At 70.0% G+C, this 12,138-nt stretch carries 14 protein-coding genes; 8 read left to right on the forward strand and 6 right to left on the reverse strand.

Features of this window, described 5'->3' with window-relative positions:
- Positions 1–14 precede the first annotated feature (14 nt).
- The 5 genes from GPX89_RS10045 to GPX89_RS10065 are packed head-to-tail and all read left to right on the forward strand — an operon-like array spanning position 15 to position 4,666.
- Entirely contained in the window at positions 15–1,352 is a 1,338-nt protein-coding gene (locus GPX89_RS10045) for an NAD(P)/FAD-dependent oxidoreductase (RefSeq protein ID WP_407939366.1), read from the forward strand.
- Positions 1,349–2,089: a DUF1365 domain-containing protein gene (locus GPX89_RS10050; RefSeq protein ID WP_157387263.1), complete on the forward strand. Its 741-nt coding sequence runs from the start codon at positions 1,349–1,351 to the stop codon at positions 2,087–2,089. The genes GPX89_RS10045 and GPX89_RS10050 overlap by 4 nt, the downstream gene beginning before the upstream one ends.
- Entirely contained in the window at positions 2,086–3,399 is a 1,314-nt protein-coding gene (locus tag GPX89_RS10055) for an SAM-dependent methyltransferase (protein ID WP_157387264.1), read from the forward strand. Before GPX89_RS10050 ends, GPX89_RS10055 begins: the two co-directional genes overlap by 4 nt.
- The gene (locus GPX89_RS10060) at positions 3,396–3,791 is read left to right on the forward strand and encodes a hypothetical protein (protein ID WP_157387265.1); all 396 of its coding nucleotides are present in this window, start codon (positions 3,396–3,398) and stop codon (positions 3,789–3,791) included. Before GPX89_RS10055 ends, GPX89_RS10060 begins: the two co-directional genes overlap by 4 nt.
- On the forward strand, positions 3,788–4,666 hold the full coding sequence (locus GPX89_RS10065) for a MerR family transcriptional regulator (protein ID WP_157387266.1): 879 nt from the start codon (positions 3,788–3,790) through the stop codon (positions 4,664–4,666). Before GPX89_RS10060 ends, GPX89_RS10065 begins: the two co-directional genes overlap by 4 nt.
- A 68-nt stretch (positions 4,667–4,734) precedes the next feature.
- On the opposite strand, the gene GPX89_RS10070 is transcribed toward GPX89_RS10065, so the two are convergent.
- Entirely contained in the window at positions 4,735–5,592 is an 858-nt protein-coding gene (locus GPX89_RS10070) for a MerR family transcriptional regulator (protein WP_157387267.1), read from the reverse strand.
- A 170-nt stretch (positions 5,593–5,762) separates the two neighbouring features.
- Here GPX89_RS10070 and GPX89_RS10075 point away from each other — a divergent pair, with 170 nt between their 5' ends.
- On the forward strand, positions 5,763–6,374 hold the full coding sequence (locus GPX89_RS10075) for a lipocalin family protein (RefSeq protein WP_157387268.1): 612 nt from the start codon (positions 5,763–5,765) through the stop codon (positions 6,372–6,374).
- A gap of 58 nt (positions 6,375–6,432) precedes the next feature.
- Positions 6,433–7,749 (forward strand): cryptochrome/photolyase family protein, encoded by a 1,317-nt coding sequence (locus tag GPX89_RS10080; protein WP_157387269.1) that lies wholly within the window; start codon positions 6,433–6,435, stop codon positions 7,747–7,749.
- A gap of 25 nt (positions 7,750–7,774) precedes the next feature.
- Here GPX89_RS10080 and GPX89_RS10085 read toward each other — a convergent pair whose 3' ends face one another.
- A complete protein-coding gene (locus GPX89_RS10085) occupies positions 7,775–9,118 on the reverse strand; it encodes a TIGR01777 family oxidoreductase (RefSeq protein ID WP_328601674.1) in 1,344 nt (447 codons plus the stop codon).
- A gap of 123 nt (positions 9,119–9,241) precedes the next feature.
- Between GPX89_RS10085 and GPX89_RS10090 the strand changes: the two genes are divergently transcribed.
- Positions 9,242–9,865, forward strand: coding sequence for a carbonic anhydrase (locus tag GPX89_RS10090; RefSeq protein ID WP_157387271.1), 624 nt, complete (start codon positions 9,242–9,244; stop codon positions 9,863–9,865).
- A 69-nt stretch (positions 9,866–9,934) separates the two neighbouring features.
- Here the strand turns inward: GPX89_RS10090 and GPX89_RS46210 are convergent, their stop codons facing one another.
- The 4 genes from GPX89_RS46210 to GPX89_RS10105 form a co-directional block, all read right to left on the reverse strand.
- Positions 9,935–10,252 (reverse strand): cold-shock protein, encoded by a 318-nt coding sequence (locus GPX89_RS46210; protein WP_407939367.1) that lies wholly within the window; start codon positions 10,250–10,252, stop codon positions 9,935–9,937.
- Between the two features lie 4 nt (positions 10,253–10,256).
- A complete protein-coding gene (locus GPX89_RS10100; protein WP_157387273.1) occupies positions 10,257–10,478 on the reverse strand; it encodes a hypothetical protein in 222 nt (73 codons plus the stop codon).
- 647 nt (positions 10,479–11,125) lie between these two features.
- Positions 11,126–11,254 (reverse strand): hypothetical protein, encoded by a 129-nt coding sequence (locus GPX89_RS45365; protein WP_268893315.1) that lies wholly within the window; start codon positions 11,252–11,254, stop codon positions 11,126–11,128.
- 365 nt (positions 11,255–11,619) lie between these two features.
- Positions 11,620–11,943, reverse strand: coding sequence for a hypothetical protein (locus GPX89_RS10105; protein WP_157387274.1), 324 nt, complete (start codon positions 11,941–11,943; stop codon positions 11,620–11,622).
- Positions 11,944–12,138: the final 195 nt, after the last annotated feature.

Here is a 12,138-nt window from a genome sequence, read left to right on the forward strand (position 1 = left end):
GGGATAGCCGCGCCGTGCGCGCGTTGACGGGCGCCACGCGCAGGGTCGCGGTCATCGGCAGCGGGGTCTCCGGTCTCACCGCGGCGTGGGTGCTGGCGCGCGACTGCGAAGTCGTGCTCTACGAAGCCGATTCACGACTGGGCGGCCATGCCCACACCCATGAGGTGAGCGCTCGGGCCGATGGGACCGGGCAGCCGCTCGGGGTCGACTCCGGTTTCATCGTGCACAACGACCGCACCTACCCGACACTGCTGCGCCTGTTCGCCGAACTGGGTGTTCGCACACAGGAATCGGACATGTCGATGTCGGTGCGGTGCGACGGCTGCGGGCTCGAATACGCCGGTGCGAAGGGCTTGCGCGGGTTGTTCCCGATGCCGGGAATCCTGCGCCGTGGGGCCTATCTGCGCATGCTCGGCGAGATCACCCGATTCCACCGGCTGGCGCGGGCCGAACTCGCCGGTGCGGGCGAGGAAGCGCGCACCCTGGGCGAATTCCTGCGGGCCGCCGCGTTCTCCGCGTATTTCACGGCGCACTTCATGGTGCCGCTGGTGGCCGCGGTCTGGTCCTGCTCGCCCCGGCTGGCGCTGGAATACCCGGCACGCTATCTGTTCACCTTTCTCGATCATCACGGCATGCTGACCGTCTTCGGTTCGCCGACCTGGCGAACGGTGTCGGGCGGATCGGCGAATTATGTGCGGGCCGTCGCGGCGGGCCTGGACGATGTGCGCGCGGGCGTGCCGGTGCGGGCTGTGCATCGGGCGTCGCGCACCGTCGCGGTCCGCGACGACGCCGACGAAGTCGAGTTCTTCGACGCCGCGGTGATCGCCACGCACCCCGATCAGGCGCTCCGACTGCTCGATGCGCCGACTCCGCTGGAATCCGCGGTCCTCGGCGCGCTGCCCTACTCGCGGAACCGGACGGTGCTGCACACCGACGATTCCGTGCTGCCGCGCAGCCCCGGCGCGCGGGCGTCCTGGAACTACCGGTTGCCCGGCTGCACGGCCGCACCCGACCGGGTGCTGGTCAGCTACGACCTGACCCGTCTGCAGCGGTTGCCCCGGACGGCCGATCGCCGTTTCCTGGTCACGCTGGGTGACGGTGATCGGGTGGCGCCCGGCGCCGCCCTGGCCACCATGGACTACGCGCACCCGCAGTACACGACCGAATCGATGGCGGCACGGCGGCGGCTGCCCGAACTCGGCGACGGCATCGTCGCCTTCGCGGGCGCGTATCACGGGTGGGGTTTCCACGAAGACGGCGCGCTGTCGGGGCTGCGCGCCGCCGAACGCGTCGGCGGTCGATGGCACGCGCGGAGATCGGCGGCGACGGACCCCGCGAGGGCGCGGATATGACCCGAGCGCGACTGGTACACACCGTCATCCGGCACACGCGGCTGGAACCGGTGCGCCATGCCTTCCGGTACCGCAGCTACAGCTGGCTGGTCGATCTCGACGAACTGCCCGCGCCGCCGTGGTGGCTGCGCCCGTTCGCGGACTTCCGGACCCGTGATCATCTCGGCGATCCGCACGCCACGCTGCGCGGCAACGTGGAGGCTTATCTCGCCGACCACGATATCGACCTGCGCGGCGGAAAGATCCTCATGCTCGGGAACGCCCGAGTGCTCGGCTATGTCTTCGACCCCTTGACCGTCTTCTGGTGTCACGACGCGACCGGTGCGCTGCGATGCGTCGTCGCCGAGGTGCACAACACCTACGGGCAGCGGCACCGTTATCTGATTCCCGCGGCGGTGACTGCCGTGGCGGACAAGCAGTTCTACGTCTCACCGTTCAACCCGGTGGCGGGCCGCTACCGGCTTCGACTTCCGGCACCCGCCGAGCGGCTGCGCCTGGCGATCGAACTGGAAGGTCCCGACGGCCGGGTGATGTTCTGCGCGAGCGTTTCCGGCCGCGTGGTGGCCGCGAAGCCCCTGACCGTCGTGCGCGCCGCATGCGCGCACCCGCTCGAGACGTGGCGGATCACCGTCCGCATCCGCTGGCAGGGCCTGCGGCTGTGGGCGCGTGGCTTGCCCGTTGTTCCCCGACCCGCTGTTCGCCGACGCTCGTCCTGCTCCCTGGAGGCTTTGTCATGACTGTCCCCGTGTGCACGGCGCGGACCCCGATCGGACCGCGCCCTGATCGCTGGGCCGACTTGCGGCCGATGCCGCGAGGCGCCCGCGTCGCCGTGGGGCGCCCGGTCGCCATGGCGCTGTTCCGTAATGCCGTGGCCCGGTTGCCCGTTCGCGTGGAGCTGCCCGGCGGACGGTCGATCGGCGGCGGCCGGGACGATGCGGCGGCGCCGTTGATGGTGGTGCACGACCCGTCGGCCTTCGCCGCGCGGATCGCCTCGACCGGTCTGATCGGCTTCGGCGAGGCGTATATGACCGGGGACTGGTCCGCACCGGATCCGGCGGGCGTGCTGACCGTATTCGCCTCCGCCGTCGACCGATTGGTGCCGTCGCCGTTGCAGTCGCTGAGGCCCTGGCTGCTGCCGCGACAGCCGCGTGAACATCGCGCCACCGACGCCGGCGCGCGGAACAACGCGGCACACCATTACGACCTGTCCAACGAGTTCTTCGCGTCGTTCCTGGACGACACCATGACCTACTCCGCGGCTCTGTTCGAACGGCTCGAGCCCGGTCCGGTGTGGGGTGATCTGGCCGCCGCCCAGCGCCGCAAGATCGATCTGCTGCTCGACGACGCGGGCGTGGGAGCCGGCACGACGCTGCTCGAAATCGGCACGGGCTGGGGCGAATTGGCCATCCGCGCGGCCGGGCGCGGTGCACGCGTCCGTTCGGTGACCCTCTCGTCGCAGCAGCTGACGCTGGCGCGGCAGCGGGCGTCGGCGGCCGGAGTGGCCGATCGGGTCTCGATCGAGCTGCTCGACTACCGCGCGGTACGCGGACGGTACGACGCGGTGGTGTCGGTGGAGATGATGGAGGCGGTCGGGTTCGAGTATCTGCCCGACTATCTCGAGACCCTGACACGCGTGCTGGCGCCGGGCGGACGCGTCGCCCTGCAGGTGATCACCATGCCGCACGCGCGGATGCTCGCCGGGCGTCACACCCACACCTGGATTCAGAAGTACATCTTCCCCGGCGGCTTCCTGCCGTCGGAAACACTGCTGGCGCAGCAGCTCTCGGAGCATTCCGGGCTGCGGGCGGTGCAGCGCCGCGCGCTGGGGCCGCATTACGCCCGGACGCTGCGGTTGTGGCGCGAACGCTTCGACGCGGCGTCTCACCGCGTCGGCGAGCTGGGTTTCGACGACGTCTTCCGGCGCATGTGGCAGCTGTACCTCGCCTACTCCGAGGCCGGGTTCCGCTCCGGGTATCTCGACGTCGTGCAATTGGTGCTCGAGCACCGGCGGACCGGGGCGCCGAGCCCGACCGGGACGACGAAATGAACACCACCACCCCTACCCGGCTGATCGGAGCGGCGACCGCGGCCTACGGTGCGGCCGTTGTCATCCGCCCGGCTCTCCTGTTGCGCCCCGGCGGGCTGGGAACCGGCGCCGAACCGGAGTTGCGTGCCGCGGCCCGGATGATCGCGCTGCGCGACCTGATCTCCGGATTGGCCTTGGCCACCCTGTCCGACCCTCGCGCCCGCCGGGCGGCGGCGATCATCCGGGTGGCCTCGGATGCGGCGGACACCGTCGTGTTCGCCGGCGCGCTGAGCGGGCGGGCCGAACGCGCGAAAACCCTTGCGGTGACTACCGGCTGGGGTCTGCTGTCCGCGCTGGGCGCCCTCTACGAGGCTCGGCTCGAATCGGCGGTGAAGGCCGGGCCGACGCCATGACGCCGCGGCCGGGGAACGATGACCCCGCCGAGCTCACGGGGTACACCGTGGGAGCGGTGGCGCGGCTGCTGAGCCTTCCGGTGGCCACGCTGCGGAGCTGGAATCAGCGCTACGGCATCGGACCCCGGCATCACCGGCCCGGCCGGACCCGCTACTACACCTCCGGCGACTTGGCGGTCGCGATCCGGATGGCGGAAATGGTCCGGGCGGGCGCGAGCCCGGCCGGCGCCGCGCGCGCCGCGTCCATGATTCTCGAACCCACGCCGACACCGGGCGACACCGCGCCGGTGATCGACGCCGCCGAACGCATGGACATCGCCGGACTCACGAGCCTGGTGTCGGCCCATCTGGTGCACCACGGCGTCTGCGATACCTGGAATCGATTGTGCCGACCGGTATTCCACACGATTGTCGAACGCCAGGTCGCGGGGGAGGGGTACATCGACGTCGAACACGTCCTGTCATGGGCGGTGACCACCAGTCTGCATCGCGGAATCCCGCCGCTGGTCGGGTCCGGGCACGCGCCGCGTCTCCTGCTGGCGTGCACCGAGGGCGAGCAGCATCTGTTGCCGCTCGAGGTGCTGCGCGCCGCCTTGGCCGAACAACGCTGCGCGGCGGTGTTTCTGGGCGCGAGCCTGCCCGCGGGCGCGCTCGCGGACGCGCTCGACCGGCGGACCCGCGAAGGCACCGTGGTGCTGTGGTCGCAGTCCTCGGATACCGCGAGTCGTGATCCCATCGATGCCGCCGAAGCTCGCGGGGCCACGGTGCTGCTGGCGGGACCGGGATGGCCGCGGACCGAATATGCCGACGGGCGCAGGCATCTCGTCTCCTTGGAGGACGCACTCGCCGCGATCACGGACAGGGACCCGCGGTGAGGTCGCCAGGGAGTTCGCGGACGGCGTCGATCGGCGACCGCGCAGTCCGGGCGGGCGCGGCGCGCCCGTCAACGCGTGACGGGCGGAGCGAGACAGTCGAGCGCGTCGCCGAGACCGGTGAGCCGCCGCGGCGAACCCGGCAACAGGACGGTGTCCCAGCCTGGACCGCCGACACAGACCTGCGCGTTCGCGGCGGCGCAGGCGCGCACCGCCGAGGTCAGTGCCGTGGCTTCCTGCTGAGACCACAGCACGACCGTGGCATGGCCGGGAATGCGGGCGAGTGTGTCCACGAGCGCGAACGTCGGCACGTCCGGACCCAGCATGCGCGCGCTCACCCCGCGTTCGGCCAGGGCCGCGCGCAGCACTTCCAATGGCAGCGAATGGCTTTCGCCGCTGGTGCACGCGAGGACCAGAGGTGCACGGCGGGCGGCCGGCGCGGCGGCGGTGCGGTGCAGGGCCGTGATGATGCTCCACGACAGGGCGTGCTCGACATCGACGCACCCCTCGCCGCCGAGCTGGCGATCGACGATGGCGGCAAACGCGGGGCGGCACAGTCGATCCCAGGTCTCGACCACACCGTGGGCGCGCAGATGCTGTTCGAGCAGGTCGCACAGGGCGCCGGACTCCAGCGTGAAGGCGGTGTCGAGCAGGGCCGCCACATCGGCGAACGCCGGTGCGGGCCCGCGCGCGACGGCCGCGGCGCGCGCCGGGGTGGAACCGGCGTCGATGAGCTCGAGCATCCTGGTGAGCACGGCGATATCGGCCTCGTCGTAGAGCCGATGCCGCCCGGGCCGGTCCTGCCGGGGTCCGATCCCGTAACGGCGGTTCCAGCTGCGCAGGGTCGCGGTCGGGATACCGAGCCGTTCGGCCACCGCGCCCACCGGAAAACCGATCGGCTCAGCTGCAGTCGTCGGGCGGTCTCGCATGAGGCGATTGTGCCCGCTCGCCGTCACCGCAACCCTCCGGCCCCGGTCGTCCCCGGGAAGTCGGCGAAACGAGAGAGGTGATCACCATGCGATGCGCAGCGGCCGGGCACACCGGCCGGGCGGCGCCACCCCATCGAAGAGTTCGAACGTCCGAAGGCAGGAGAGAGGCGATGAATCGAAACACGCTGCGGCGTCTGGCGTCGGCGCTCACGCTCGTGGTGGGGTTGCTCACTTCGTGTGTGGTGAGCGGAAATTCGGCGGTCGCACCGGCCGAGCCCCCGGCGCCGGTGACCGCACTGGAGGTGGATCGGTATCTGGGCACCTGGTACCAGCTGGCCGCGATACCGCAGTACTTCGATCTGGTGTGCGCTCGCGACACCCGCGCGGAGTACACCCTCGACGCGCGAGGTGATGTGGCGGTGCACAATTCGTGCACCACCTGGTCGGGCGGCCCGAACGATATTCGTGGCACCGCCACCGTCACCGATCCCTCGACCCGGGCGCAACTGCACGTCAGCTTTCCGGGCGTTCCCACCCAGGACGCGCGCTACGGTCCGGCCAATTACGTCGTCACAGCACTCGGTGCGGACTACTCGTGGGCACTGGTCACCGATCCTCACCGCTCGTCGGGATTCGTACTGTCGCGCACGCCGGCACTGGAACCCGCCGAATGGCTGCGGATCCGCGCGGCCATCGCGGCGGCGGGTGAGGATGCGTGCTGGTATCTGACGAGCCCGACCAGCGGCGGTATCGAGGCCATCAGCCCGCTGTGCGTGGCCTGAGCGGTCTCGCAAGCAGAGTGTGCATCGAATGTGCATCGAATATTGCTAGGATGGCGGTATGACCGTCGCCATCGTGCTGTTCACCAGGGACCTGCGTGTGCACGACAATCCGGCGTTGACCGCGGCATGTCGCGAATCCCGATCCGTGGTGCCGCTGTTCGTCCTGGACAGCGATCTGCTCGCCCGGCTCGACGACGCGCCGAACCGGCTCCGATTCCTCGGCGCCGCGCTGAGCGAGCTGGATGGCGAACTGCGGGCCCGCGGCGGCCGGCTGATCGTGCGGCGCGGACGGGTGGGCGACGAGGTGGAACGAGCCGTGCGGGAGACGGGCGCGCACCGCGTGCATCTCGCGGCCGACGTCACCGGCTACGGCGTGCGCAGGGAAAACCTGCTGCGGGAAAGGCTTTCGCGCATCGGCTGTGCCCTGCACGCGCATGCCGCGTCGATCACCGCCGTGGACCCCGGTGCGGTGCGCCCGGACACCGGACGCGGACACTACGCGGTGTTCACACCGTACTTCCGCAGGTGGCTGGACACCCCGATGCGTCGGCCGCTGCCCGCGCCGGAGGCGCTGCCGGTGCCGCCGATCACCGGGGCCGCCGATCCGGGCGTGCTCGCCTCCGGCGGTTCTCCCGAGCTCGAGGTGGGCGGTGAGACCACCGGCCGAAAGCGGTTCGAGCAGTGGATTTCCGGGCCCGTGACTCGTTATGCCGAGGTCAAGGACTCGCCCGCGGTCGACGGCACCTCAGGGCTGTCGCCCTATCTGCATTTCGGATGCCTGTCGCCGGTGGAGGTGGTGTCACGGACCGATGTCACCGATCCGGGTGCACTCGCCTTCGTCCGGCAGCTGGCATGGCGGGATTTCTACCACCAGGTGCTGGCCGATCGGCCCGATGTCGCCACCGGCGATTACCGGTCGACGGCCGAGCCGTGGCGCACCGATCCGGCCGGCGTGGCCGCCTGGTGTGCCGGGCGCACCGGATATCCCATGGTCGACGCCGGCCTGCGGCAGCTGCTGGCCACCGGCCTGATGCCCGGTCGCGCCCGGCTCGTCGCCGCGAGCTTCCTGGTCAAAACCCTGCGGGTGGACTGGCGGATCGGAGCGAAGCATTTCGAACGCTGGCTGGTGGACGCCGATGTCGCCAACAACAGGCTCAACTGGCAGTGGATGGCGGGCACCGGCACCGATACCCGATCGAGCCGGGTGCTCAACCCGCTGCGACAGGCCGAGCGCTTCGACCCGGACGGCGCCTACGCCCGGCGCTGGATACCCGAACTCGCGCACCTGCCCGGCGCGGAGATCCACCGTCCCTGGCGCAGCGGCCTGCTCATCGGGGACTATCCGCCGCCGATCGTCGAATTCAACGGCATGTGAACGCGATTCACCGGCCGCGGGTCACTCACCGCCCCAGGAGATGCCGCAGGGCAGCCTCGATGTCCTCGAACCGGAACTCGTGCGCCTCGGTGAGAAGGCGGCCCGGAATCACCCGCTGACTGGCGGCGGCGAGCTCGGCGGCCCCTTCCCGACCGAGCAGCAGGGCCGGGCCGAAGGCGGGGATCGGCAGCACGGCGGGCCGGTGCAGCACCCGGGCCAGGGTATGGGTGTAGTCGCGATTGCGCACCGGGTGCGGCGCAACGGCATTCACCGGGCCGGACAACTCGGTGTCCCACAGCGCGCGATGGTAGACGTCGACCAGGTCGTCGAGGCCGATCCACGGCAGCCACTGACGCCCGTCCCCGAGAGGTCCGCCGAGTCCGGCGGCGAACAGCGGCCGTAGCAGGCGCAGCGTGCCCCCGCGCGGCGATTGCACTATTCCGGTGCGCACGTGCACCACGCGGGTCCCCGCCGCCATTGCGGGTGTGGCGGCGGTTTCCCACTCCTCGACGACATCGGCGAGGAATCCCGTTCCGCGTTCGGCGGATTCGTCGAGCAGCTCATCGCCGCGGTCGGCGCCGTAGTAGCCGACCGCCGAGGCGCTGACGAACAGCGGCACGCCCGCCTCGGCCACCCGCTCGGCCAGCGCGCGGGTCGGCCCGATGCGGCTGTCGGTGATCTCACGCTTGTGCGCGGCGGTGAACCGTCCGGCGATGGACGCACCCGCCAGATGGATGACGGCATCGACGCCCGCGAGCAGCTCCGGCGCCGGGGCGTGCGGATCCCAGCGGCGCTCATCGGGATTCGTCGGCGCCCGGCGGACCAGGCGGATCACGCGGTGGCCGCCGGTGCTCAGGAACGCCGACAACGCGGTGCCGACCAGGCCCGACGCACCGGTGACGGCAACGGTGGCCTTCTCGAATCCGCGTGCGGCGGCGCGCCGGTGGGCGGCGAGATCATCGGCGATCTGGCGATAGCGGTAATCGAACATGGGTCGCAGCACGGCGGCGGGAACGGGAGTGTCGACCCGGTCGATGATCCGGGTGTGTTCGTCGTCCAACGCCTCGAATTCGTGGGTGTGCCGCCAGGGCAGCAGCCGCCCGATCGGCATCGAGGCCAGTCCGTCGACCGCGATCTCGTCCACGAACCGTCGCGGGGGATCGAACTCCTCGGCGCGATGCCGGGCCGCCCAGCGCAGCCCGCCGGGTAGCCGCAGGACCGCTTGCCCGTCGGCGAGGGAATCCGCCTCGGAGGCGATGGCGACGGGTTGCCAGGGCGGTGCGAGGCGGCTGAGAGCGCCCGGCCTGCCGAACCACTCGAACACTTCCGTCCGAGGAACCGCGATGGTGCTCGAACACTCGATGCTCACCGTTCGAGGGTAGCCATCCCAGCGAATCAAATGCAACGTTCCTGCATCGAATAATGGTGAGAAGGAGACGCTGACCCGTCCGGTCGACTTGCCAGTGAGGCTGGTTTGTGCAGAATCGTGGGCATGCCGAACTCGAATCCCATCAGTGCCTGGAAGTCTTTGCGCGACGGTAATGATCGTTTCGTGGCGGGGCGGCAGCAGCACCCGGGCCAGGACGCGAGCAATCGCGCCGAACTGGTCGGTGGCCAGCACCCGACGGCCATCGTTTTCGGTTGCGGCGATTCCCGAGTCGCCGCGGAGATCATCTTCGATCAGGGCCTCGGTGACATGTTCGTGGTGCGCACCGCCGGCCATGTTCTCGACAGCTCGGTGCTCGGCTCGATCGAGTACGGCGTGCAGGTTCTGAACGTCCCGCTGATCGTCGTGCTCGGGCACGACAGCTGCGGCGCGGTGAAGGCGACAATCGACGCCCTCGACGGCGGCGCGGTGCCCGGTGGTTTCATCCGTAGCCTGGTCGAGCGCGTGGCACCGTCGATTCTGCTCGGCCGCCGTGAGGGTTTGATCGAGGTCGACGAACTCGAGGCCCGGCACGTCGACGAGACGAGCCGACTGCTGATGGACCACTCCCAGACCGTCGCGGCGGCGGTGGCGGCGGGCAGGCTCGCCATCGCCTGCGTCACCTACCGGCTCGAGGACGGACGTGCCCAGTTGCGTCGCGTGATCGGCGATATCGGCGAGCTCGCCTGACATCACTGTGCACCCCGGTCCCCGAGCGGGCCACGGCGTCGCCCTCCGGTCGTGCCGGAGGGCCGAGGTTCAGGCCGCCCGGCCGAAACAGCGGCGTCGGCGTCCCGGCGCGCGATGCGCGTCGGACCGGGTGTGGGCGTCCTTGCGTTCCCGGCGGTAGGGGATGACCCGGGTCGCTTCCGGTCCGTGCGGGGTGTCGGTGGCGGTGAAGATAACCGGTTGTCCAGTGGTGAGGGTTTTGAATCCGGGTAGGTCGATTGCGGTGTAGTCGACAAAGACGTCGGGACCCGTTGCGGGCGTGAGGAATCCGAAGCCCTTGGTGGTGTCGTACCAGGACACCCGAGCGGCGCGCCAGCGGGGCGGCTCGGTCGCGGGGGCGGTGTGCACGGGGTCAACCTGCGAGGTAGTCGTCATCATCGTCCTCGGTGTCGGGGGTGATCCAGGCTTGGTCGATGCGGTCGGCGAGGTCGGCGCTGTCGAGCGCGGGCCGAAAGCGTTCGGTCGGTGGATCCAGTGCGGTGGCGTCCAGGCCGATGTCGTGATCGGCGTCGTAGACGAGAATCTCCTGTTCGGCGCGATCGAGGTCGCTGCCGCCGGGAAAGCTGGTGATCATGGCGAATCGCCTCCTTTCTCGAACTGACAGGCACAGGTGAATACCGCTGGGACAGGGCCGGGTGGACCGCCGCTGGACGGGCCCACCCGGCGTGGAAGGGATCCGAACTTCACTTCATGGTGCTAGCGGTTTTGCACGCGGAGCCGAGCGTGGTGTCCGGGCCGTCGTTGCCATGCGCGATGGCCGGGCACTGCCCGCGGTGACGCGCGCGGGCATTAGGTGCCGAGAAGCAGGCTCGCGGATCGGACACGTCCAGCCGATGCGCGGGAACCGCTGTGCTGCTGTAGTTTTCGATAGGCATCACCTCGCTTCGTCGTCTTCCCGGTTCTCGTCTCGAACTCCCCGGGCATCGGAGGGCCGCGCTGATTGGCCACGGCCGGTGCCGGTTCTGGCTCGTCGGGGTGCTCTTCGCGGTCCCCGCTCGGACAAGATGACGGCCACGATCCGTGCCCGGAGACCTCGGGTCGCCGGGGCGATCGCCGACGGCGCTCGGCGGCGTCGAATACCGCGTCGACCTCGGCGAAAAGTTCCGCCAGATCGGGGTCCAGCGGCAGTAATCGTGTGTCCAGCCATCCCGGGCTGTCGAGGGGCTCGGTAGTGGCGGGACCGGTCGCGCACCTCATCACAGGCCTCCCGTGACGATGGGGTCAGGCGTTGATGGCCTGGCGCCGGCCCGGATCCAGCTGCGGGCGTGCGGCTTTCGCGGTGACCACACTGCGTTCGACATCCAGATCCAGCGAATCCGGGTCGCGGAAGGGATCAGTGCGCATCAGCATGGTTGCCACCTCCAACTCACTCCAATCTCGATCGAAGAGACGTCAGATTATCTGTGCCAACTGGCAGAGATAATATTAAGCACCCGACGCATGAGAGTGCAAGGTTTCGGTACCGCGGCGGAAGGGTTCTACGCCCGTTCGCCCTCGGCCGGGTGGGGTGCGGGTCGGATCGTCGGTAGCCGGGGGCGGTGGCCTCGGCGGCCTCGATGAGCGCGTCGACCGCGGCCAGCGATGACCATCTGTCGGTGCCGATCACGCCGGGACATCGTGGTGAGCGGGCGACGAACGCCGCCCGCTCGGGTGACCACGCGACGTGAACGGACGCCAGGGGTGTGGACGTGTGCTGCGGTTCGGTCATCGACGCACTACACCTCCTCGATCGATGACATTGACGCCTCTCCTCCCGGGCGGCTCTCGACGGAACGCGATGTTCCTCGTGAAAATGGCTGACCAGCAGGGCTTTTCGAATCATCGGCGGAAGTGGGCAGGGCGGCGAGCAGGTCTGCGGCTTCGCGGTGGCGGGCGGCGAGCGCGTCGAGGCGGGCGTCCGACGCCGGGGTCAGGCGCAGTTCGAATTCCAGTGCTTCGAGCCGCGTGCGCAGCGCGGCGCCCCGCTCGGCCGCGGTGTCGGCGTCGAGTCCGCGCAGTTGGGCGATGAACTCGGCGAAGCGCTGTTCCAGACTGGACATCCTCGGCACCTCGCTCGAATACCAGGGAGATAATCTATGTCGACTGACAGAGATAATTTCTAGCACTCTCGTCATGTGAGTGCAAGGTCCACCCGGGGTAACGCGATTCCGCCGCGATGAGGCGCGGCGGTGAGGAGGGAGGCCCGGGGCGGTGGCGTGGGCGCCGGCTTCGACTCCGGCGACGGCCGTCGCCTT

Origin of the sequence: Nocardia terrae (assembly GCF_009760405.1) — a bacterium.
In the GTDB taxonomy this organism is placed as follows: domain Bacteria; phylum Actinomycetota; class Actinomycetes; order Mycobacteriales; family Mycobacteriaceae; genus Nocardia; species Nocardia terrae.